20 protein-coding genes and 1 pseudogene are annotated in these 22,762 nt (G+C 44.5%); 10 read left to right on the top strand and 11 right to left on the bottom strand.

Annotated features, from left to right (window positions below; all coding sequences use genetic code 11):
- Window positions 1–243: 243 nt before the first annotated feature.
- The 6 genes from fumC to ACSAZL_RS15770 form a co-directional block, all read right to left on the bottom strand.
- Complete coding sequence (gene fumC / locus ACSAZL_RS15795; protein WP_440945566.1) at window positions 244–1,746, bottom strand: class II fumarate hydratase; 1,503 nt, start codon at window positions 1,744–1,746, stop codon at window positions 244–246.
- A 111-nt stretch (window positions 1,747–1,857) separates the two neighbouring features.
- Window positions 1,858–2,046 carry a malic enzyme-like NAD(P)-binding protein gene (locus ACSAZL_RS15790; RefSeq protein ID WP_440948872.1) on the bottom strand — a complete coding sequence of 63 codons (189 nt, stop codon included), beginning with the start codon at window positions 2,044–2,046 and terminating at the stop codon, window positions 1,858–1,860.
- A 211-nt stretch (window positions 2,047–2,257) separates the two neighbouring features.
- A complete protein-coding gene (locus tag ACSAZL_RS15785; RefSeq protein WP_440945565.1) occupies window positions 2,258–2,407 on the bottom strand; it encodes a hypothetical protein in 150 nt (49 codons plus the stop codon).
- Window positions 2,408–2,578: 171 nt separating this feature from the next.
- On the bottom strand, window positions 2,579–3,679 hold the full coding sequence (locus tag ACSAZL_RS15780; protein ID WP_440945564.1) for an alkene reductase: 1,101 nt from the start codon (window positions 3,677–3,679) through the stop codon (window positions 2,579–2,581).
- A gap of 656 nt (window positions 3,680–4,335) precedes the next feature.
- Window positions 4,336–4,845 (bottom strand): hypothetical protein, encoded by a 510-nt coding sequence (locus tag ACSAZL_RS15775; protein ID WP_440945563.1) that lies wholly within the window; start codon window positions 4,843–4,845, stop codon window positions 4,336–4,338.
- A 191-nt stretch (window positions 4,846–5,036) separates the two neighbouring features.
- Complete coding sequence (locus tag ACSAZL_RS15770) at window positions 5,037–5,297, bottom strand: hypothetical protein (protein WP_440945562.1); 261 nt, start codon at window positions 5,295–5,297, stop codon at window positions 5,037–5,039.
- A gap of 274 nt (window positions 5,298–5,571) precedes the next feature.
- Here ACSAZL_RS15770 and ACSAZL_RS15765 point away from each other — a divergent pair, with 274 nt between their 5' ends.
- The 9 genes and pseudogenes from ACSAZL_RS15765 to prf1 all read left to right on the top strand — a co-directional run bounded on the left by ACSAZL_RS15765 (window position 5,572) and on the right by prf1 (window position 16,058).
- Entirely contained in the window at window positions 5,572–5,865 is a 294-nt protein-coding gene (locus tag ACSAZL_RS15765; RefSeq protein ID WP_440948871.1) for a Coenzyme F420 hydrogenase/dehydrogenase, beta subunit C-terminal domain, read from the top strand.
- Between the two features lie 597 nt (window positions 5,866–6,462).
- Window positions 6,463–6,764 (top strand): annotated as a pseudogene (gene tnpA, locus ACSAZL_RS15760) (IS200/IS605 family transposase).
- A 384-nt stretch (window positions 6,765–7,148) separates the two neighbouring features.
- On the top strand, window positions 7,149–8,441 hold the full coding sequence (locus tag ACSAZL_RS15755; protein ID WP_440945561.1) for a S8 family serine peptidase: 1,293 nt from the start codon (window positions 7,149–7,151) through the stop codon (window positions 8,439–8,441).
- A gap of 78 nt (window positions 8,442–8,519) precedes the next feature.
- Complete coding sequence (locus tag ACSAZL_RS15750; RefSeq protein ID WP_440945560.1) at window positions 8,520–8,759, top strand: hypothetical protein; 240 nt, start codon at window positions 8,520–8,522, stop codon at window positions 8,757–8,759.
- 528 nt (window positions 8,760–9,287) lie between these two features.
- Entirely contained in the window at window positions 9,288–9,701 is a 414-nt protein-coding gene (locus tag ACSAZL_RS15745) for a Fur family transcriptional regulator (RefSeq protein WP_440945559.1), read from the top strand.
- Between the two features lie 353 nt (window positions 9,702–10,054).
- The gene (locus ACSAZL_RS15740) at window positions 10,055–11,371 is read left to right on the top strand and encodes a cytochrome ubiquinol oxidase subunit I (RefSeq protein ID WP_440945558.1); all 1,317 of its coding nucleotides are present in this window, start codon (window positions 10,055–10,057) and stop codon (window positions 11,369–11,371) included.
- Between the two features lie 2 nt (window positions 11,372–11,373).
- The gene (cydB, locus tag ACSAZL_RS15735; protein ID WP_440945557.1) at window positions 11,374–12,417 is read left to right on the top strand and encodes a cytochrome d ubiquinol oxidase subunit II; all 1,044 of its coding nucleotides are present in this window, start codon (window positions 11,374–11,376) and stop codon (window positions 12,415–12,417) included.
- 612 nt (window positions 12,418–13,029) lie between these two features.
- Entirely contained in the window at window positions 13,030–14,094 is a 1,065-nt protein-coding gene (locus tag ACSAZL_RS15730) for a glycosidase (protein WP_440945556.1), read from the top strand.
- Between the two features lie 716 nt (window positions 14,095–14,810).
- Entirely contained in the window at window positions 14,811–16,058 is a 1,248-nt protein-coding gene (prf1, locus tag ACSAZL_RS15725) for a peptide chain release factor aRF-1 (RefSeq protein ID WP_440945555.1), read from the top strand.
- 503 nt (window positions 16,059–16,561) lie between these two features.
- Here prf1 and ACSAZL_RS15720 read toward each other — a convergent pair.
- From ACSAZL_RS15720 to ACSAZL_RS15700, 5 genes are all read right to left on the bottom strand, one after another.
- Window positions 16,562–17,572, bottom strand: a complete 1,011-nt coding sequence (locus ACSAZL_RS15720; protein WP_440945554.1) for a type II glyceraldehyde-3-phosphate dehydrogenase — start codon at window positions 17,570–17,572, stop codon at window positions 16,562–16,564.
- 283 nt (window positions 17,573–17,855) lie between these two features.
- The gene (locus ACSAZL_RS15715) at window positions 17,856–19,196 is read right to left on the bottom strand and encodes a dihydrolipoyl dehydrogenase family protein (protein WP_440945553.1); all 1,341 of its coding nucleotides are present in this window, start codon (window positions 19,194–19,196) and stop codon (window positions 17,856–17,858) included.
- A gap of 330 nt (window positions 19,197–19,526) precedes the next feature.
- Window positions 19,527–19,664, bottom strand: coding sequence for a hypothetical protein (locus ACSAZL_RS15710; protein WP_440945552.1), 138 nt, complete (start codon window positions 19,662–19,664; stop codon window positions 19,527–19,529).
- Between the two features lie 260 nt (window positions 19,665–19,924).
- Window positions 19,925–20,059 (bottom strand): hypothetical protein, encoded by a 135-nt coding sequence (locus ACSAZL_RS15705; RefSeq protein WP_440945551.1) that lies wholly within the window; start codon window positions 20,057–20,059, stop codon window positions 19,925–19,927.
- A 239-nt stretch (window positions 20,060–20,298) separates the two neighbouring features.
- Window positions 20,299–21,375, bottom strand: coding sequence for a mechanosensitive ion channel domain-containing protein (locus tag ACSAZL_RS15700; protein WP_440945550.1), 1,077 nt, complete (start codon window positions 21,373–21,375; stop codon window positions 20,299–20,301).
- A 521-nt stretch (window positions 21,376–21,896) separates the two neighbouring features.
- Between ACSAZL_RS15700 and ACSAZL_RS15695 the strand changes: the two genes are divergently transcribed.
- Window positions 21,897–22,712, top strand: coding sequence for a nucleotide-binding protein (locus tag ACSAZL_RS15695; protein ID WP_440945549.1), 816 nt, complete (start codon window positions 21,897–21,899; stop codon window positions 22,710–22,712).
- The last annotated feature ends 50 nt before the right edge of the window (window positions 22,713–22,762 follow it).

Genomic DNA, 22,762 nt, shown 5'->3' with positions numbered 1-22,762 from the left:
AAGCATTTAGGAAAAGAGAGGTGTGAACGGGAGATGTGGCTTTAAACTCCCCTGTTTGTCATTTCATGAGTAAAGCTCTTAGACCAACATAAGTATAAAAACGGTTCTGTCAAGTCTTCGGAGGAGGATAATTTTTTTCAAGCTAGTGTAGATTCAAGCTATATCAACCCATAATATACCCATTCCCAGAAGACCTTACAGTACTGAATGTCTAAATAAATAAAAAAAGAAAATCGGTAAAGTTTACTCCTGCTCTGAAGCCGGCTTCAGGTCGTGTCGCGGATTCCCTACCATCTTCTTCGGATCCACAATCCTGTCAAAATCCTCCGCGCTTATAAAACCTCCTTTCACTGCAGCCTCCCTCAGTGTAGTATTCTCATCCAGTGCTCGCTGGGCAATTGCGGAAGCCTTGTCGTAGCCTATAACAGGGTTAAGTGCTGTCACCAGCATGAGGGAGTCGCTCACAAATTTGTCGATCCGACTCCGGTCGAGCATGATTCCCTTGATTCCGTACTCACCGAACTTGACGCAAGCATCGCCGAGAATGCGCGCGGAATGTAAGACATTATTTATGATTATCGGGCACATTGTGTTAAGCTCGAAATTTCCCTGCGACCCGGCGAATGCGACGGCATTGTCTTCCCCGATCACCTGGATGCAAACCATTACCATGGCTTCCTCCTGCGTCGGATTGACTTTTCCGGGCATTATCGAGCTTCCCGGCTCGTTACTGGGCAGGAGGAGCTCGTGGAGTCCCCCTCTCGGGCCCGAACCAAGCCATTGCAGGTCATTTGCGATCTTCATCAGTGCAACTGCTAATGCACGCAAGGCTGCGCTTGAGGTTACCATCGCATCAAGGGAGCTCTGGGCTGCGAATTTATTTGGAGCTGGGACGAATGGATGACCTGTGAGCCTGGCAATCTCACCTGCAACTTTTTCACCGAAGGCTGGTGGGGTATTGATGCCGGTCCCGACCGCAGTGCCTCCGATGGCCAACCGATATAATCCCTGGAGAGAATGCTTGACAAACGCCAGCGCGTCATCGAGCTGTGTGGCGTAGCCGGACCACTCCTGGCCCACCGTAAGTGGTGTTGCGTCCTGAAGATGCGTTCGACCGATCTTGATGATATCCACCCATTCCCGTGCTTTAGTCCATATGGACTCTTCAAGGGCGGTAACTGCGGGAATGAGGCGGTTGCTGAATTCGAGCACAGTTGCAATGTGCATGGCCGTGGGAAAGGTGTCGTTGGATGACTGACTCATATTAACATCGTCATTAGGATGGACAGGGTGCTTGCTGCCGAGGCTTCCACCAACAAGCTGGATGGCGCGATTGCTGATGACTTCATTCACGTTCATGTTCGACTGAGTGCCTGAGCCAGTCTGCCAGACATAGAGCGGGAATTCGCTGTCGAGTTTCCCTGCGATAACTTCATCTGCAACCCTTGCTATCAATTCGGCTTTCCACTGCGGTATTATTCCGGCGGCTTCGTTGACCAGAGCAGCTGCCTTTTTCACGTACCCATAAGCATGATAGACTTCCTTTGGCATGTGGTCGTCACCGATGGAGAAATGAATCAGAGACCTCTGGGTCTGAACACCCCAGTAATGGTCGGCTGGAACCTCAACTTCCCCCAAAGAATCTCTTTCTTTTCGCTTGCCAGTCGCTCCAGTGCCGACAGGCAGGTCGAGGATTGAAGGCACTTTTTCGGCATTTTTTCGTTGTATATCCACGTCAATCGGCAAATTCTGCCCTCCTATAGATGGATTAGCTGTATTGGGGTTTGTAGAGCATCTTTCGGAGCCAGGCGTTGATGTCCTCTGGCTTATCGACTCCTGCCAGATCCCGATTGAAAATTAAAGTGGCAATTTGTACGGCGGTGCATACTTCGGTCTCCAGAACATTGCTTTGAGGTGGGAACAGCAAACCTTCTTCGCAGCCTCGATGAATATCTCGCCAGTGGCGCGCTTTGCTCGCATGATGTAGACCGCGAGGCCGACTGCCGGATATATGTAAAAATTGTTCGCTTGCTCGGGCAGAAAAATGTCACCGTTATAAGGAACTGGAAGGAATTGAACACCGGATGCATAAATAGCTCTGCCACCTGCAGGGCCGGCAGGTTACGCCGGTCGAGGATTATCTCCAGCTACCGGTCGCCGGCATCCTTGACAAGCCTGCCTGTCTCTTTCAAGTCTTCTGGGCTCGAAGGCTTGACACCGGAACGCGGGTAAACCGGCGCACAGATGCCGATGCCGATTACGCTCGCTCTCCCCCTCGCGGGCAGAGGTGATAGCCGTAGCGCAGCCGATCTCGAGGGCAGCACCTGTGACAACAGCCACCTTGCCTTGCAGGCACTCCTCCTGTCCTGAAGTTGCTTTGCTCATTATTGTTCCTCTCTCTGAGCACCTCGTGTACCCAGGAATTGATACTTCATCACAGCCTAGTTTACAGATTTTTTACTAACAGAGTACTTTGTAGTCTATGGAGGCTGCGATAAATTTTAAGTAAGTCCTGAATCCAGTTGACGGTCAGCCTCGCAAACTACACAGTATCTATAGTACCACGCTTTGAGCCGCATCATCTATTGACCAGCGCCGGATAGTCCGTGTAGCCTTTTGCGCCGCCCACGTAGAAGGTGGCCTCATCCGGCTCGTTCAGTGGCTCATTCTGCCTGAAGCGCTCTGGCAGGTCAGGATTAGCCAGGAACGGCACTCCGAAGGCGATCAGGTCAGCTTCGCCGCTGGCAACGACCTCGTTCCCGCTGTAGAGACCATAGCCTCCGTTCAATATGAACGTCCTTTCAAAAATTTTGCGCAGGGTAGGCCCAAGCCGCGCCTCGGGCGGCACGAACTCCGTCCGGCCTCCGATGGACTCGATTAAATGAAGGTATCCTAGGCCCGTTTTGTTCAGCTCTCTGGTGAAATAAGAAAATGTCTCCCTGGGATTGGCATCCGACATAGAATGCGCGGTATTGTGCGGGGAGATGCGGTAGCCGACATGGTCGCCGCCCCATACCTCGATGACGGCTTTCGTGACCTCAAGCGGCAGACGGGCTCGGTTCTCAAGGCTGCCGCCGTACTTATCGGTTCTTTTGTTGGACCCGCTCCGCAGGAATTGGTCCAGCAGGTATGTGTTAGCTCCGTGGATTTCTACACCATCGAAGCCAGCGGTTTTCGCGTTCTCCGCCGCCTGCCGAAACTGTCTAACGATATCCGGCACCTCATCGGTCTTTAGGGCCCTTGGCACCTGAATTGGTTTTTTTCCACCTGGTGTGTGGACAAAGCCTTCGACGGGTAATGCAGATGGTGCGACTGGCAGAGAGCCGCCCAGTAAGTCGGGGTGAGAGACCCGCCCTACGTGCCAGAGCTGGATGAAAATCCTGCCGCCAGCCCTGTGGACGGCGTCCGTCACCTTCTTCCAGCCGGCGACCTGTGCTGCAGAGTATATGCCCGGTGTATGGATGTAGCCCACCCCCTGCGGGCTAACCTGCGAGCCCTCGGTGATAATCATGCCGGCAGAGGCTCGCTGCACGTAATAAGTGACCGTCAGTGGGATCGGGACGTCGTCATCCCCTGCGCGGTTGCGGGTCATTGGTGCCATCACCATGCGGTTTGGCAGCATTAGATCGCCCATTCGATACTGTGAAAAAAGATCCGTGTCTCCTGCCATGATGACCATCTCGTTAAGCCTGCAAAATCAATAGCTACTTTTTTAGCTGGATTCTTAGAATATCATTGATCTCTTCAATGCTCCCCAATCATTAAACCGGTTATTGTCTCAGCGCCTGGCAGCATCCCCCTTGTGCGACGCTTGCAATTTAAACTTGAATCACTAGATACGAGTTCCGGGTAAAAACTTATATGATAATTATTACGGAATTTTTATTTAAATATTCGTAGCTTGCCTGATGGATTATCGGGTGTTTAAATCACCAGATCACATTTTAAAAAGCCAAAGATGACGTTTTGTAAAAGTCGTGGTAAGCATATAAAACAGAATACCGTCGGTACTAAACAGAATACCGTCGGTACTGTGCAGTCTATGGAGGACAAGTATTCTTTCCAGCCACAGTCGAGCTTATAAATTGTCTATCCTTCGTAGACTGCACAGTATCCACAAATTAGGTTTAAAAGTTGAGCCAGGAGATCCTTCCGAATCCGAATCTTCTTATTATAGGCACATCTTCTATCTTCTTATTATGGGGGTGCTCCTGGAGGCTCCACCCGCTTCTTCGGAACGGCCCTCCTTCTGTCTCCAAGTACTCCTGATCTGGTGGTTTCCTGAAGAAAATAGTCATTACTCAATATACGGAGATGGAGAGAATGGGAGGAATCTCACCAGATACTTGCACCGTAATTTAATTCGACTTCATCAACTTTCTCGACAGGTAGGCCAAGATTTTCGAACATTTCCCTGAATACTGTTCTGTACTCCTCTTCAGGGATTTCTTTTCCGGCGCTGCCTGCAGGCATCGAAATGTCTGCACGTACAAGTCCCGAGCTGCTCACATAGATATTGTATTTATTGGAATTATGTATCCGAGTGATGGTAGTTTCGGGGATAACAAACCTTACGTACCCAATCTTTTTATTATTTCTGTAAAATTTGTCCTCATATTTGTCTTCGTTCCACGTATCAGGTCCAGTGACAGTTTTTGTGCTGCTCTGGTTCAGGTAGGCATAGATTGCCGGAAAATCCACATTTTCATTTGTAGCCAGACTCACGAACCCCTTCTGGTCTGGTGCCTCAGTCTTTAGCTTTTTAAGAAATTTCTCAGAATCAGTTTCGTTAAGTCCTAAACTCATTCCAAGCATTTTAAGCATCCAGGAATCGTCCGGAAACATGGAAGGTAGCTGCGATGTAATATTACCGGCGTCATCATGGTAAGAATAATTATAGAGTGTTACAAGCGTTTGATTATTCTCATCTTTTTTAAATTCGAGATACGTGTTTAAGTTGTAGTAGAGCTCGATTCTTGATGTCCTGTAGTCTGTTTTAAACCTCTTCTCAAGCGATTCGATATTTCCGGGTTCTATTAAATTTGCATTACCGAGTCTGGTATAGGGTCCACTGAGATCATATCCTGCTTTCTCTGCATTTGTGACAACGAAATGTAATCAATTGGTCCGATGTCAACCATATCTCCGTAATAAGAGGCTTGATCACTATTAGCAATTGACATAAAAAGCAAAAATAAGCCCTCACAAAAAAGCGCAATCAAACCTGCAGATATCAATAGCAAATATATTAAAAATATCAGCAGCAAATATGCTAAAATTTTGAGGGTTTTATTCATCTCAGAAACCTCCGATTTCACATTATTTCGCAGGATGTGCCCTTCTTAAAACCCGAAATGTCAGAAAAAATTTCAAAAAACATTTATTCAAAGATGGCTAAAATACATCACTATCCGATTATTTATTTCCAATTATCACTAAATAGTTTATTAACTATTATAAATCTTTGTGAGTATTTCAAAATTCAATATACTTTTAAACTTTATACAATTAAAGGACATAAAATAAAGAACTAATCTCCAATGCCACGTCTGCCTCGATTATGTCTCCAATCTGGGTGACATATCAACCAGCTCGGCCGGGAGCCCGGAAGGTTGGTTCACGGTCTTCATCCGCACCGGGGTGGGGAACGACGTCTGGTCAAAGGCGGTTGCAGATGGCATGTTCGAGAAGAAACCTATTGAGGAGATCGAGCCCGGCCTCGAGCTTGTCATGAAGCTCTCAAAGATGAAGCTCGGCGGGAACCGGGAGACGCTCGAGGAGATGAAAAACTTTGGCGTCAATAAGGCGCTGCAGGCGAATTGTTTTGTACATCAGATGCTGATGCCACAGATGGAACGAGATTAAAAAACAAAATTATGGCTATTGAAGTCAAAAAAACGAATGCAAATTGTCCTCATTTTTCATTGTTTCCATCCCCTTTTTCCGTCTCTTTTATCTGGTCGTAATTGTAATTAACTTCACAAATATTATACATATTTTATTATAACCTTAATTTGACAGATTCTGCTAATTGATACAGTAAATTTGTACAAAAAACAGATCTCAGCGACATCGAATTTTTTAGAAAAATGAAAATATCAAAAATTGAAGGAAAATACCTAAAAATCCGAATTGTTAGGAGAAACACATGCATGAAGCCCATTTTTCATTGTAATATTTATGCTTCTGTCAAATTAGGGTTATAAATGCTATTTCAAATGATAAAAATTACTTCTTAGATAAATTTATCTTCATTTCTATGACGAAACAAAAAGTGTTCGGACTATAGAAAACAGGGTCATGGAAAATCTATCATGTCTGCGAATTACCGAAAAAGTGAGCACAAGAATCTCTTTTTATTTCAGTCGAATGCCCCGCAGCTTGCTGCTGGGATGGAAATCTTCCCCGGTAACCTTTGTAATATAACTTTTTTTATATTCTTGATCACCTTTTTTACTGTAGATGGAATTAAGACATGTAAACCATTGTGTCTATAAAATAAGATCCCACATGGTTTTTTGTGTGAAGTATCGTAAAAAACTTCTTTTAGATACAGAATTTGTAACTTTTTTTAGAAATGTATGCTTTGAAATTAGTGAAAGATATTGTTTGAATTTGATGCAATTGGTAGTGATGGTGATCATGTACATCTTTTTGTTGGAGTTGAACCAAAGTATTCTCCTTCAAAAGTTATGCAAACTATAAAAAGTATTACTGCAAGACTAATCTTTAAACAATACCCTGAAATCAAAAAACAGCTTTAGGGTAGCGAACAGTGGAGTGACGGAGGATACATTGGAACTGTTGGAGATTGAACAACCTCCGATATTATCAAAGCCTATGTTGAAAATCAGGGAAACAAAGAAGAAAAAGAAGCATATCAGCAAATGAAAATATTCGATTTTCAGTAACCATATAACCAGAGCACTGGCGCGAAACATACCCCATTGCTTGCAGCGGGGTGCGCCAGCACAACTTTGATTTGAATTTCATTGTTTTTCATTCTTCCAATCGTGAATGCTTATAGGAATTTTAGATTCTGATATTAGATTCGGTAGTGAATATAAAGATCCAATTAATATTATGACGCGTGTATTATATAAATTAGATTTTTAAAACACATTCTAGAATACGATAGGGGGAACTATATGCCTAAAAGGGGAGAAGAGGAAAAGAGCGAAGTTAGAGTTTCAGCCAGCATTGAAGAGATGGTGCTTAAGGCACTGGACCGTGAAGAGAAAAATCTACAGACCGGCCGATATATCGTCACATTCCGAGAGAGTGCAGTTGAAGAAGGACTAAAGTCTCTTGATGCCAGGGGTTTCCGTGTAGCAGACGCCAGAGACTTCAAGAATCAGGCTGTGACACTCCGGGATGTGGGAGATGCTGATGCCTTAGTGTTCCCGGAGATTGGCTCCGCTGTTGTGAGCGGTGCTGTGCAGCAGGAGTTTGGTATGACTGCTCAGGGAGAGATGATAGCCGAAGGACCTATAGAGACCATTGAGCCTGAGTACTTCGTATTTGCAAATAACAACGAATATCTTCGCGGTTTTGCCAGCGCGGCTAATGCTATTGCGATGGATCTCGGAGCCATGAAGGAGGAAGTCCGCGAAAAGGGACAAGTAGGTTTGCAGGTTCTGGGAGCAACATGGGGTTTGGTTCAGTGCAAGGTACCATCGAGCCCATTCAGTGGCCTGGGTATAAAAGTAGCCGTGCTCGACACCGGTTTTGATATAGGGCATCCAGACTTTATAGATCGATCTTTCACTACGGAGACTTTTGTCGGCCAACCAGTGCAGGATATGCATAGTCATGGGACACACACTATTGGCACAGCTTGCGGTCCAAAGGAGCCTTCCGGTGACACTCCTCGCTATGGAATCGCGTATGAGTGTCAGATCTTCGCGGGGAAAGTACTATCAAACGCAGGAAGCGGCTCAACGGCAAGTGTGCTGGCTGGAATAAACTGGGCTATAGCCAATGGTTGTGAAGTGATATCTATGTCTCTTGGCTCTTCGGCTCCAGTCCAGACCGCGTACACGAAAGCTGGCTCCGAAGCTCTGAAAAAAGGATGCCTGATCATAGCCGCCGCAGGGAATAATTGGTGCTCTCCTACAGGAGCTCCAGCCAATTCGCCGACCATAATGTCCGTTGCTTCTCTTGATCCGACACTCACCCCATCACCTTTCTCGAACTGCGGTAAGATCGACATTGCAGCACCCGGGGGTGATGTCTTTTCTTCGGAACCACGTCCAAGACTCCACGGCACAAAGAGCGGGACGAGTATGGCAACTCCGCATGTGGCTGGTTGTGCGGCACTATGGGCGGAGAGTAGCCCCACACTCCGGGGTATGAATTTGTGGCAGCGTTTACAGTCATCTGCACTCAAGCTTAACTTTCCGCCATCCAAGGTAGGAAGTGGATTAGTGCAGGCACCTTGAGCAGCATAAAATATATTATCTGTAGCCCCCGGCTGGTAAGCATCCAGCCGGAGTATTTAATTAAAGAGGAGGATGTATATGGACAAGAATAAATCATGGATCGTTACTACAGGCGACGACCGGCCTATCCATGAGGTTGCTAAGGATCTAGTCGATGCCGGGCTCAAGGATGTCCAGGTCCTCCAGGATGTCGGCATCATCACCGGGTCAGCTGAGGACGATACAGTTGCAAAGTTGCGTAAGGTGCGTGGTGTCAAGGATGTCTCGGCAGATCTCTCAATCAATATAGGACCACCCGACTCACGAGAAACATGGTAAAGCGGGACACTGGTCTATCGTAATAAGGATTGACAGGTATATTTCCACCATCCGTCTCCTGTGTCTTCTGCTATAGAAAGGAATTCGCAAACCTGGGTAAAGAAGGTGGATCTACCCTTTTTCTCGTTAGACTTAGAGCCTACCCGAATAGTGTTGTGTACGTTGCCTAATATTAGACACAGAGGGAATAACACTTTTCGGATAGATTCTTAGTTGATTCCCCCAAAAAAATACATTAAAATTTTGATTTATATTCCTATTAAGGTTATAAGAAGCTTTAAATTTTATAAAAAAGGACTTAAAATCCTCATATGGCGATTTTATCTGAAAATACTCTTTTTTAGTGTTCTTTTAGCAGGGAAAACTGCAATTTACGGCATTAGGAAATGAAGGCAGTTACATTCCTTCTCTGAGTAAAGAAATACAGAAGATGATAGAAATTGTTAAATAATAATGAATATCATTTAGTAATGGATATCATGTATATCCGAATAAACCTGCTTTCACAGGTAATTTAGGTGGACGGCAATGAAGCCCACAGAGAAAACTGACATGAAATACACAAACCAGAGAGTCGAAATACTTGATTTCCTGCGCGAACACGACGGTCATCCCACTGTAGACGAAGTTTATGATGGGGTTAGAAAAAAACTGACGCGTATAAGCAAGGCTACCGTATATAAGAATCTCAAATTCCTTACGGAGAAAGGATTGCTGGAGGAGGTGAATGTAAAAGGGGTTTCGAGATTTGAAGCGAATTTCATTCCACATCACCATCTCATCTGCCGGGAGTGTGGAAAGATGGAGGATTTTAATTCGGAACAATTGCTGGATTACTCGATGAAGATAGCTGAGGAAATAGAAGGATTTACTATTGTTTCAACAAGCACTAACTTCTATGGTATCTGTAAGAATTGTAAGGCGCGTAAAGAGGAAACATAACTTGAGCAGAACGTCAAGGGGGAACATGTGTTATCCGGGTGTACAATGGTATATCTTTCAGATAATCAAGGATAAAGATCGGGTGACATACTGCATTCTGTTTCAGATTCTCATTTGTTAGATTGAGCATGAAGAATTAGATTGAGCATGAAGAATCAGATTGAGCATGAAGAATTAGATTGAGCATGAAGAATTAGATTGAGCATGAAGAATTAGATTGAGCATGAAGAATTAGATTGAGCATGAAGAATTTGATTGAGCATGAAGATGATCTGCAAGCCGTGATGGAAGACATCGACTTGCTTCAGCGCAAATATGTCTTGTGCAGTAAGTAATAAAACGAGGGAAAACGGATGGTTGAGTTGCTTTTATTAAGCCGGCTTCAGTTTGCCATAACAGTTGCGTTCCATTTCCTGTTCGTTCCGCTAACACTGGGGCTCGCACTCCTGGTAGCAGGCATGGAAACGGTATACTACAAAAACAAAGATGAAACCTGGCGAAAAATGGCTGATTTCTGGGGTAGGGTATTCAAGATAAACTTTGCAATAGGTCTGGTAACAGGTCTTGCAATGACTTTTCAGTTCGGTACGAACTGGGGCGCCTATGCGGAATTCATGGGAGATGTCTTCGGACCGCCTTTAGCGGTGGAAGCGTTACTGGCTTTCTTTCTTGAAGGCACTTTCTTTGGCGCATGGATATTCCTTGACCGCTCCCGTCAGAAACTGAAGGCGTTTTCCATGTGGATGGTCGCTCTGGGTACCAACATCTCTTCATTATGGATTATCACTGCTAACGGTTTTATGCAGAACCCCGTAGGGTATGAGATGGCTGCCGATGGGAGCAAGGTGGTTATGACAGATTTCCTTGCTCTGGTTACAAACAGCTATGTGTGGTACATGCTGGTACATACCCTGCTTTCAGCATACCTGTTGACCGCATTCCTTATCATGGGAATCTGTGCGTATCATTTCCTTAAAAGGAACAATAATGAAGTGTTCAGAAAGTCTTTTGGCATAGCAGTTGCCATAGCACTTGCCACTGCAGTCCTGCTTCCGGTTCTCGGTCACGGTTATGCACAATATGTTGCTGAACTTCAGCCTGCTAAAGGGGCGGCAATGGATGCGATATGGGATACAGGTTCCTCGGTGCCCATGTATCTGATACAGGTACCTGATTCAAGCACCGGTTCCAACAGTGTCCAGTTGCTGGGAATTCCGGGGCTTGCAAGTTTCCTGTATACGGGAAGTTTCAGCGGAACGATAACAGGACTTAACCAGCTAGCTCAGGACGAATTACCACCTGTAGGAATGGTATTCTGGAGCTTCAGGCTGATGACGGTTCTCGGGTCCCTGTTCATCATAGAGGCTCTTGCAGGTTTATATCTTCAAAAGTCAGGCAAGCTGTACACATCGGATAAGTATCTGAAACTGCTGATGTGGTCTATTCCTCTTCCGTATATTGCCATCACTGCCGGCTGGATTGTAGCCGAGGTAGGAAGGCAGCCGTGGATAGTATACGGGCTGCTAAAAACAGCTAATGGTATATCATCGGTTCCCACATCGGATGTGTTGTTAAGCGTTGTCCTTATCAGCGCATTCTATCTTATCCTGATAGTCTTTGAGATATACCTCATAAAGAAAACCGTAGTCAATGCGACAGGAGTTGAGTGAAGATGTTCGATTTCCTGACTCATGATATGCTTGCTGTTATCTGGTTCTTCCTGTGGTGCGTAATATGGGGAGTTTACTTCATTGTAGACTCGTTTTCCCTTGGAGCAGGGCTTCTGGCACCCTTCATTGCCGCAGATAAGGTGCAGAGGATCCAGATCCAGAGCTCTGTTGGTCCTTTCTGGGGTGGTAATGAGGTATGGCTCATCCTCGCTGCAGGAGGAACATTTGCTGCATTCCCTCTGGTATTCTCGAAGATGTTTACTTTCCTGTATCTGCCTATGATGTTGCTGCTCATCGGCCTGATTGCAAGGGGCATTTCCGTGGAATATCTCCACAAGGATGATAATCCCCGGATACAGAAGGTCCTTATGTGGGGATGGTTCGCTGGAAGCCTGCTGATCTCTCTGGTCCTGGGGGTTGCGTTTGCGAACTTCTTCAAGGGGCTCGAAATCGCTTCAGGAGGAGTTTATAAAGGGACTCTTCTCGGACTTTTCAGCCCTTATGCATTGATAGGCGGCATCCTCTTCGTGCTTATGAGTATTACTTCAGGTGCACTCTGGATCAATGTCAAGACCGAAGGTGCCATAGCTGCAAAAGCAGGTGATCTGGCAAAGAAGAGCACTCTTATTGCACTTGTACTTGCTCTGGTCTACCTGGCATATTCATTTGCGGGCATAGAAGGCTTTACAACCAACTATTCAGCCACGCCAGCTCTGTACTTATTGCCAGTTCTTGCGGCAGTGGCAGCCGTCTTTGCCGTATTCTTTGCAAAAAAGGACAGGGGGTTTCCGGCCTTTTGCAGTAATCTCCTGGCGCTTCTTTTCGTTGTTCAGACCGGACTTGCAAGTATCTATCCTTACATGCTTAAGTCATCTGTTTCTCCTGAATACGGAATAGATATCTTTGAGGCAGCATCAAGCCAAATGACTTTGAGCATCATGCTGGGAGGAGCACTGGTGTTCGTGCCCATAGTCATCATCTACCAGCTGTGGGCATATACTCTGTTCAAGGAAAAGATAGCAGAAGCAGAACAGGTCGATTACTGACCTGTTTTCTCTTATTTTTTCACTTCTTTTGTCATTTTATCTACGAAGCGTAAACTCAATCATAAAAAATACAAAATCAAGTTGAGGGCAGCCATTCCAGTACCTTTTTCTCATTTCAGGTTAGAGCTTGAATGGTCTGTAAAAACTGTCTTCTTTCAGGTACTGAATTACCCCGGATAAAGGGGTTCTGGATAGAAATTCCAGAAACAATGTGCCATTTTTAACACGCTTTTTATGACATCTGCTTACTCTACTTTTCTTCTTTTTTGCCAGTGACCGCCCGATATCTGCTCACTTCGCGAGCATGCGGGCGTGGAGGGAAGTCTTCAGTTAATTTAAAAGAAATTTGACAACTAAAAGCCTGTTGTGAAAATCGATAATGATACTGGTAAAACACTGTAGATAGGTTTTTAATTAGCTTAAATAGGCTGAAAAATATAGAAATAACTATATAATGTCATTCAATTAAATATTGGAACTTCTTTATTCTGAAGATTTCTACAGAGCCCGAATAAGTCCTTCAGTACAGCATCCAACCCAAAGTAAGTGACAGGGTTCTGCAAATGAAAAGGAGCCTGCTATCAACAAATCAGGCAGAATGAGGTACATAATATGATATGGAAAGACAATAGAGAGCTGTTCCAGAGGAATATAAAAAACCCTATACTTACCGTTGATGATTGGCCATATCGAGCTCACTCGGTATTTAACCCTGCAGCAGCTATAGTTAACGGGACTACTTTATTAATGGTGCGGGTCGAAGACCACCGAGGCTTTTCTCACCTTACAGTAGCTAGAAGTAAGAATGGAGTTGACGGCTGGGAAATTGACCCGGAGCCAACCTTTATGCCGGACCCTGTAAATTACCCTGAAGAAATATATGGCATTGAAGATCCGCGTATAACTTACATAGACGAGCTGGGAAAATGGGCTGTAACGTATACGGCTTTTTCGGACTCCGGCCCCTTGCCGGCTCTTGCTTATACCAAAGATTTCCGTAATTTTGATCGAGTAGGAGCTACCCTGCCACCTGAAAACAAAGATGCTGCTGTTTTCCCCGTAAGATTTAATGACAGGTGGGCAATGTTACACAGGCCTGTATCCGGTATGGCGGGTGCGAAGGCAAATATCTGGATATCCTTTTCTCCAGACATGAAATATTGGGGAGAACACGAGGTTCTTCTATATGCTCGGGAAGGCGGATGGTGGGACGCCCGCAAAATCGGATTATCCCCGCAGCCGCTACGTACACCTGATGGATGGCTGATTATGTATCATGGGGTACGCCAGACAACTTCTAAAGCAAGTTATAGACTCGGGCTGGCTCTCCTTGATCTTGAAGATCCCAGAAAAGTGCTCCACAGGTCTGAAGGATGGGTTTTTGGACCTCGCGAGCTTTACGAACGCACTGGCGATGTTAATGATGTTGTTTTCCCCTGCGGCTGGGTCCTGGTGGATGATGAAATCCGTGTTTATTACGGAAGCGCGGATACTTCTGTGTCATTAGCTACTGCAAAAATGAGTGATGTCCTGGAATATATACATGAATGCCCGGGAACTCAATGCCCCGAGGAACACTGTAGATGGTTTGAAGAAGACAGTGGGTTTTCAAGTGATGCAAAAAAAGGTGACGTTAAAATAAAAATCAAAAATGAAACTCCATCAGTACGCGGTTGATGTTTTCATTATTGGTTTCCAGCATTAAGTACGATTGCATTTTCATGGACCGGAAGACAATCGAGGAGCGCAAGACCTTCAGCGTCAATAAGGCGCCGTGAGACCCCCTACGCCTAAAACTTTTCTTTTTTCATTGTAGAAATTATTCGCGTTATCTAAAGCGAATATGGGATGGGATAAATTCTCATCCCCAGATTATGATTCCGTTTCTGTAACCAATCCATCGGGCTATCGCAAGTCTGATTTTCAACATGTTCGCCATTTATGATCGAGCTATGAATCCAGCATTTTACAGGTTCTATTGTCAAGAGCTCTATGAAGCGTCAAGAGCTCTATGAAGCTGGAACCGTTTATATCCCGCATCTTCAAGAACCCTCTGGCTGAATAGTCAGACTTCAACCAGTATTGGAATAATAACTCTACGTTTTAAGAGTTTTGAGGTCATATTTACCTCAAAATTTGAAGTAAAAACCGAAAAATGCCTGGATTTTGTCAAAAACCCTTGCATAAGTGAAAAAGGAAGTTCTGTTTTTTCTTTTGAAAAAACAGGATACAGAGCGTTTCGAATTTACGGAATTTCAGTTATACTGCCTGGATTTTTTGAATAGAAATTCAAAAAAATGTTTTTTAATAGATAAAACATAAATGAATATTGTAGTTTTATGTCATTTTTTAGGCCCTTCAACTATTTTGTATGAGAGAAGGAGGAAGCTGGAATGGCTGAATACTGTACATATGAAAAATATGTGTTTAAAAAGAAGCTTGAAACTCTAAGAAGTAAAAGTGGAAGGGACACAGAATTAATTTCCCTTTATATTCCTTCTAATCAACGGATTTCTGATGTTACAGATCATTTGAGAGAAGAACATGAGCAGGCTTCGAACATCGAGTCTAAACTTACCAGCAATAACGTACAGGAAGCACTTGATTCTTTGCTGGCAAAGTTTAGATCTCTTAAAAAAATACCGGAAAATGGGATAGTTTATTTTACAGGAACTGTCGATACCGGAGCTGGCAGGACAAGCATGGTAAATGAAGTTCTTATTCCTCCGGAACCCATTGTACATTACATATATCACCGTGATTCCGTTTTTTATCTTGAGCCTCTTGAGGAAATGCTCAGGGAGTGCAGTACTTATGGGCTTCTACTTCTTGATTTAAGAGAAGCTACTATCGGAATGCTTGTAGGTAAGCAAACTGAATTTATCAGACATCTCCATTCTACTGTCCCTGGCAAGCAAAGAAAAGGAGGTCAGAGTGCACACCGTTTTGAGCAACTCAGGCGCATTGCTATTCACGATTTCTACAAAAGAATAGGGGATGCTGCAAGTGAGGCATTCCTTGAAGTAGAACCAGCCGAACTTAAAGGCATTCTTATAGGAGGGCATTCCCCGACTAAAGAAGAGTTCTATGAAGGTGGATTTCTACATTATGAGCTTCAGAAAAAGGTTCTCGGATTGTTTGATACGGGGTATACGGATGAATCGGGTTTTTCTGAGCTAATCAATGCAGCAGAGGATACGCTCCAGTGTATTGACTTAATTAAGCAAAAGAAAGATATGGGAATATTTTTTAAAGAAATCGCCACCGAGTCCGGTAAAGTATCCTATGGGGAAGACAATGTACGGGCGAATCTTGAAATAAAGGCAGTTGATGTGCTTTTACTTTCTGAAGACCTGCGATCTGAAAGAGTAATTCTCAAATGCAGCGTTTGCGGATATGAGAATAAACGGACAAGAAAATGGAAAACCAATGAAGCCGTTTCTGCGGCTGTAAATTGTCCTGAATGCGGTTCTGCACTTGAAGTCACGGATGTTATCGATACCGTTGGTGAACTCTCAGAACTCGCTGACAAAGGCGATGCAAGGATTGCTTTTATATCAACAGATTTCGACGAAGGCTCTCAACTTATGATAGCTTTTGGCGGAATTGCTGCAATCCTTAGATATAGCACAGGGGTGTAATTACCAGCATTTATTTCATCAATTAAATGATGGCTCGTAAAACTATATATGTATGAATTAAATTGAATGTTTAAGACACTCAATTTTAGTTTCTACTGAGTTGTTTCTACTGAGTTCATGCTTATTTATCTGAAATTTTGAATTGCCATGTATCTGTCTCAGAATTAGGATTTTATAACAACAGGTAATACCCATTTTACCAAAATTGTGAGAATAGCAAATATAATAACAAGCCAAATTACCCAACCGGGTAAATTTTCGGGTGTATCAACCATAATGACAGATATTTCAGAATCATATAAAAAGACGTATATATAGATGGATAACTCTTACTTACCTTTTTCGAATCAAAATAGCTAGCTGCTCAATTATTTTATACATGACCCTACAAAGAATAATTCAATTTAAAAGTAGAGTTTTGAGTTTTGGGATCAGCTCAAATAGTACTCCGGATATTCAGACCGAATACCCGGAATCTTCAAAAACCTGAGTTTCATAGAGGCTTAAAACCCAAGGGCTTTATTTGTTTTCTCGACTGACTTTGCTCTGTCACTTTCCAGTTCCATCATGGCCCTGATAGCGTCCACATTTTCGGGAACTACTATAGATTCCTGGTGGACGGCCTGGAAGAAGTAGAGCTCCTTATCAGTTACTGTTATGGATTCAGGCCAGATACAGAGCTCCCACATGTCATTTCTTGGGCGTTTCATATCCCTGGCAACTTCGATAATTTCAGCTGTTGAAGTAATGCCCTGTCCTACGAAACGTATTCTGGACTGGGAAGAGAAGATTTTCTTGATGTCTTCTGCAGTACAATCAGTGTTAACTTCCATATTCACGGTATGTATATGCATAAGAGTTGTCGGGACTACCAGGGCTGCAGTTGTGATATTAATGTGTGAAAGTACACTCTGTACATCAGGTCCGTGGTGGGACGGAATTTTCGCCGGATGGAGTACGATTGCGTTAACTGGTCCCTTCTTTATTTCATTGGGGTCGACTGCCCTTCTTGTAATAGTTGCCCTTACTTTCTTTACCCCGAGTTCCCTGTCTATCGGTGTAATAGCCCTGCAAAGCCCTGTGGTGTTGCAGGAGACAACCCTTACCAGGTCGCGGCCCAGAGCCTGTTCGTAGTCACTCTCTGCATTAAAGGAGAAACCCGCAATCGAGTGACTCTCGCCTCCCTGCCAGATCGCTTTTACCCCCGCTTTTTCATATAAGGGCTTATTCTTTTCCCCGACTCCCCCCGGAGTACAGTCCACAACCAGGTCAGCCTTCTCTATCATTTCTTCAACGGACCCGGCTGCAGGCATCCCTGCCTTCTCAAAAGCTTCGACATTCTCAGCAACAGGGGCATATATATCATATCCCAGCTGATGGGCCACTACAGCTTCATAGTTTGGCGTTCTCTTGGAAATTCCTACAACTTCCATGTCGTCCTGAGCCCTAACGGCGTCTGCAACTCTTTTCCCTATGGTCCCGTAACCGTTTACTGCAATCTTTGCTTTAGCCATTTGTCATCCTGTCCTGTTTAAATTATTCTATCCTGAGACTTTTTGTATTTTTATGTCTAAAATCAAGTGCAATAGACGTTATTGTCGCATTTTTTCGGCAATTAAAAGTTTAACGACATCGGCTTTTCAGCCCAATCCCGTAACTTTATACCGTGAACGATGCATGATCTGAAAATCGAAACTGCCTGGAATAAATCGAAGAGGTCCAGAATCCTGTTTATCCTTCTGAAATCAGGCGTTAGAAGGTAAGTTTGAATGTCTGCTTTTGGCTTTTACCGAGTATTTACAGCATATAAGGAATATCCGAACATACGGTTGGATAGGAAAAAATCATCTTTTTCATATCAGATGCCTTGAGCCCGAGCCGCATTACTGCAGCGAAAATGTTGATGGCTTCTCCCGCATTCGGCCCCAGGATATGAGCTCCCTTTATACGGTCGCTTGCTTCATCGATAATTACCTTTGAAGCCACAAAATCCATTCCTTCACTCCGGGTTGTTTTCCCGCTGCTCCTGTCCCGGAAGATTACCTTGCAGTTATCGCTGTTGTCAGCGGCATTGATTCCTACCGAGGCCAGTACAGATACGGTATGAACTGCACTCGGAATACCTGTGTAGTCTACCTCGACACTATCTTCAGTGAGGATGTTGGCTGCTGCAACTTTTCCCTGGTGGGCTGCTACAGGAGTAAGCTGCATACCCTCAGATGCGCAGTCCCCACCTCCATATATTCGAGGGTTTGAAGTCTTCATGTGCTTATCAACTTCAATAGCTCCCTTTTCAACCTTGACCCCGGCTTTTTCGAGATTCAGATCTTCTATATCCGGAACACGGCCTGCTCCATGTACTACCATATCCGTATCGAAGTTCTGGGTTTCGGATTCGAACTCAGTCCTAACAAGAAAGCTATCACCTTTTTTTTCGACCGCAACCACTGGCTTATTTGTAAGGACTTTGATTCCTGCAGCTTCGGATTCTTTTATAAGCAGATTCACCATATCAGCATCAAAGTGCCTCAGGAGGCGTTCACTCCTGTGCAGAATTGTAACCTCTGACCCGGCTCTTCGTGCAATATGAGAAAATTCCATGGATATATAACCGCCTCCGATGAAAATAATTCTTTCAGGAAGTTTTTCGGTTTCCATGAACTCCTTACTCGTAATTATGTATTCTTCCCCGGGAATGTTGAGTTTTCTTGGCTTTGCACCCGTAGCAAGAAAAATATATTCTCCTTTAAGCTTATCCTCCCCGACAACGACCGTATTTTTATTTTCAAAATAAGCTCTCCCGTGATATGCATCAATCCCCAGCCCAACAAAATGGTCCTCAGTTTTCCTGGAACATTCTTCCGCAAATGTCCTCCTGAACTCGATAAGCGAAGGCCAGTCAATCCTTAAAGGATTTTGAGTTCCGGCACCTTTACCTATCAGTCGATTATTCCAATCCGTAACCTCGGCAATATCCACAAACATCTTTTTCGGATCACAGCCTACGGGAGGAGAGATGCCCCCGTATTCTCTCGAGTCAACAATAGCTATCTTTAGCCCTGAGCATGCAACTTTGTCCGCAAAGGTCCTGCCTGCGGTTCCGGTCCCGATAATTACGATATCGTAATTCTTTTCCATGATCTCCTCCCTTCTCCACTCGCTCCCCGGAAAAATGATCGCAGGAAATAGCTACTTCTCCTGTACCCTTTTATTCAATCTATTTGTAAGAATAAGTAATTCACCTGAACTTTTTTCCTGAGAAAAGTTCCTGATACAATGCCAACAGTTCCAATTTTGTAGTTCCGAATGACAACTTTCACTGTCAATGGTTTTTCTCCAGATATACTTTAACCCGCTAGTTTTGCCGGCATGTGAAGTAGGGGGGTTAAGGATAATGGTGTGTTTTCCGGAAATCCGACCCGCTGCTCCGAAAATTGAGAAAATTCCGGTTCCAACCATAGTCCCAATTTATTGAAGTCCCAGAAGCCCTGCAAACCTGTATTTTCCCTCTCCCCCCATACACTCCCAGGCACGATATCCCTTTGAAGCCAGAGAATCTACTTTTTCATTTACTTCCTGTCCTATTTCTTCCTCATCACCCGACATGTCCAGAATAACCTGAGGCGCACCTTTAGCAACTTTAAACTTCCCCTCGGGTCCTTCAACCGTAGCTTCGGTGTGCTTTATGACGGGGTCAAACGGCGTGAACTCCTCGATTTCATAAGTATCTATTTTTTCTTTAATCGATTCTTCAGCTTTGCCTTCTGGAGGATTGCATTATCAATCGGGTCGTTGTCCTCCTCTCTTGAGGCCAGAGAGCCGTAGAGCAGGAGGTAATTTTCTTTAAAATCTCCGAAAGGCGCAAATTAGGACAATTTTAGCTTATTCTGGGTGATTGTACCGGTTTTGTCCGAACACAGGACATCCATTCCGGCCATTTCCTCTATGGAGACCAGCTTGCTGACAATGGCTCCTTTGTTTGCGAGTTCGGTGGCTCCCACAGCTATTGAAACGGACTTACGGCAGGGAGAGCTGCCGGAATTGTAGCTACGATCAGCACAAGAGCAAACTGGAAGGTTTCCGGAAAAGGAGTATGCCTGAAAAAAACTCTATGACTAAAACAATCGCAACAATGCAGGCTGCAAGGACAATCAGGTAGTCTCCGATTTTTAGGACCGCTTTTTGGAAATGACTCCTGGTCCGAATTTCGAGGTTTTTAATCGTGTAAATTTAAGCATGTTCAGGGTTTTTGTTTTTCCTGAATTTCCTTCAATTCCTTTTCCAGTTTTTTCCTCCTGATATCCAGGTGGTCGGCTTTCAGGTTAAGGCTTTGAAGCTGCCTTGAGCGCATTTCCGGTTCAACCGTTTCCTCGGTTTCTTCCATTTGCTTTTTAATGGCTTCAAACTCGGTTTTGACCTTTTCTTTCCGGGCTTTTAAGAATTCCAGTTTTCCTGAAAGTTCTGCTTTCCTATTTTGTTCCGGTACACTGCTTACCTGCTGTTTCAGGTCCTTTTCTTTTCCTTCCAGGTTCGAGAGGACAAGTTCGATCTTGCCCAGGATTTCGGCTTCTATTGCTTTGTCAAAGATGATTTCTTCAGGCTTCTTTTCCTGAGGTTTTTCAGGCACTTCGGCTTTCGGGGGCTCTTTTGGGGGGATAAAAACGGTCCCTTCTTTCAGGATCCTCTGGTTCATGAAGTTGGGGGAGACGATTTCTACACCAGCCTCGTGCAGGGCGTCCAAGACTGCTTTATTGAAGTCCGATCGGGCCGTGATCAAGCTCTCGATATCCTTTAAGAGCCCTCCAACCTTGTATGTGACCGAAAAGTCCCCGAGTTCCAGAACGTGGACGAAAGGGTTTTCAAGCCCGATTTTTTCTGCAGCCAGAAGCAGGCTTTTTTCGATTTTCTGGCGGGGGACATCGTATCCCAGGGAGACGCGGGTAGAGATAATGGTGCCCGAAGTCCTGATCGTTTTTAAAGGGTTAGAGACCAGTTTGAGGTTCGGGAAGGTTACCAGGTCCCTGTCTATCGACTGTACCTTCGTGTGCAGGATATGGATGTCGGTTACCCTCCCGAAGACGTTCCCGCTTTCTATGTAATCCCCTGCTCTGAAGGGCTTCATTATCCGCAGCATGATCCCGGACATCGCATTGGCAATAAAAGTGGTGGAAGACAGTGCAACTGCAGCTCCGGCAATTATCCCGAGCAGGCTGAGAATTGATTCCTTATACTGGCTTGCAATGGGGAGGCTGAACACTACAAAAATGAGGCCGATGCTGAGGATGACAAACTGGATGAGCTGCTTTGCGAATTTCACGTCTGTGTGGAAGATCTTTGTCCTGACAAGCAGGCGGTCAACTGCAAAAATCAGAAAAAGGGTAACCGCTACCGCAATAATACTTACGAGATAGTCCCCAAGAATCTGGGATAAATAACTCAGTTTCTTCCCCCCCTCAATAATTTCCTTTAATTTCTCTTTTTTCTCCGAACCTCAAGTCCTTACTGCCTTTTCAGTCCTGTGCCCTCTTGATTTTCATCCTTCTTTCTCAGCCCTCATTTTTCTTTTTCAATTCTTATTATCTTTATAACTTATTTCCAGTTAACCTTTCTCCAGTTAATCCTCTGATGTTTGATACTATTAACTCTAAAGCCTTCTGTTTACTTCAAAGCTTTCTATTAACTTTAAACTATTAACTTCAGATCTCTGATATAAAAGGCAGTTTCAGGATTTTGCCTCCGAATGAGGAAGTTTTTTCTTCAGAAGTCTATGGCAGGAAATAACTTTAAAAGCTCCCGGATAAATTATTGTAGTAAATTATTGTAATAGGTGAACTGGATATGAGAATCGCAGTGTGCGGGAAAGGAGGAAGCGGAAAGAGTACGATTTCGGCTCTCCTGGCAAAGCAGATGGCAAAAACAAAAAATGTACTTGTACTTGACATAGATGAGTCCAACTACGGGCTGCACAGCCAGCTAGGATTGGCAGCCCCGCGGGACCTTATGGAATATTTCGGGGGAAAAAAGGGCTTTAAGGAAAAACAGAAAGCTGCTCCGAAGAAAACGCAGTTCTGGGGGCTTGCAGCTGAAAATAACGTGGGGCAGCCAGAGAAACAGCAGTCCAGGTTTTTTGAGGAAAGATGGAGTTTCTCTGACATCCCACCTGAATTTATGGAAGAAAAAGGGAATCTCAGGTTGATGGCTGTTGGCAAGATACATGATTACGGCGAGGGATGCGCCTGCCCCATGGGAGTCCTGACAAGGGAGTTTCTTGAAAACCTTGACCTCGGGAAAAATGATGTCGTAATTGTGGATACCGAAGCCGGGACTGAACACTTCGGGCGCGGAGTTGATAAGGACTTTGACCTGATCCTTGTGGTTGTTGACCCTTCCTACGAATCTCTCAAGCTTTCAAAGAAGTTCGATGAGTTTGGCGGACAGTGCGGGTGCAGAGTCTATTTTGTGCTTAATAAGGTAGAGCCGGATATAAGGGAAGAGATGCTGGCTTCCGTCAATTGCGTGAATGTCGTGGCCGAAATCCCTGCAAAAAGAGAGCTTTTCAAAGCTTCCCTGAAAGGTGAAGAACTCGACCTGAAGCTTGATGAGATTGTAAGGCTTGCAGAGTTTCTGGGGAAAGCCGGATCGCTGGTCAATTGATCCATTTTCCCCTTCTGTTTCTTCCTTTTTTGATGCCTTCAGTTTACTTT

Origin of the sequence: Methanosarcina mangrovi, from assembly GCF_052057765.1 — an archaeon.
Taxonomy (GTDB): domain Archaea; phylum Halobacteriota; class Methanosarcinia; order Methanosarcinales; family Methanosarcinaceae; genus Methanosarcina.
The sequence above is the reverse complement of the archived record's forward strand: the minus strand, read 5'-3'. Positions and strand labels throughout refer to the sequence as shown.

Coding starts and splice junctions, on each gene's coding strand:
- prf1 (WP_440945555.1), top strand. CDS start 14,811: ATGGCTGAATACTGTACATATGAAAAATATGTGTTTAAAAAGAAGCTT.
- ACSAZL_RS15695 (WP_440945549.1), top strand. CDS start 21,897: ATGAGAATCGCAGTGTGCGGGAAAGGAGGAAGCGGAAAGAGTACGATT.
- ACSAZL_RS15750 (WP_440945560.1), top strand. CDS start 8,520: ATGGACAAGAATAAATCATGGATCGTTACTACAGGCGACGACCGGCCT.
- ACSAZL_RS15770 (WP_440945562.1), bottom strand. CDS start 5,297: ATGAATAAAACCCTCAAAATTTTAGCATATTTGCTGCTGATATTTTTA.
- ACSAZL_RS15755 (WP_440945561.1), top strand. CDS start 7,149: ATGCCTAAAAGGGGAGAAGAGGAAAAGAGCGAAGTTAGAGTTTCAGCC.
- ACSAZL_RS15775 (WP_440945563.1), bottom strand. CDS start 4,845: ATGTTTCCGGACGATTCCTGGATGCTTAAAATGCTTGGAATGAGTTTA.
- ACSAZL_RS15745 (WP_440945559.1), top strand. CDS start 9,288: ATGAAGCCCACAGAGAAAACTGACATGAAATACACAAACCAGAGAGTC.
- cydB (WP_440945557.1), top strand. CDS start 11,374: ATGTTCGATTTCCTGACTCATGATATGCTTGCTGTTATCTGGTTCTTC.
- ACSAZL_RS15720 (WP_440945554.1), bottom strand. CDS start 17,572: ATGGCTAAAGCAAAGATTGCAGTAAACGGTTACGGGACCATAGGGAAA.
- ACSAZL_RS15740 (WP_440945558.1), top strand. CDS start 10,055: ATGGTTGAGTTGCTTTTATTAAGCCGGCTTCAGTTTGCCATAACAGTT.
- ACSAZL_RS15715 (WP_440945553.1), bottom strand. CDS start 19,196: ATGGAAAAGAATTACGATATCGTAATTATCGGGACCGGAACCGCAGGC.
- ACSAZL_RS15710 (WP_440945552.1), bottom strand. CDS start 19,664: ATGTCGGGTGATGAGGAAGAAATAGGACAGGAAGTAAATGAAAAAGTA.
- ACSAZL_RS15780 (WP_440945564.1), bottom strand. CDS start 3,679: ATGGTCATCATGGCAGGAGACACGGATCTTTTTTCACAGTATCGAATG.
- ACSAZL_RS15730 (WP_440945556.1), top strand. CDS start 13,030: ATGATATGGAAAGACAATAGAGAGCTGTTCCAGAGGAATATAAAAAAC.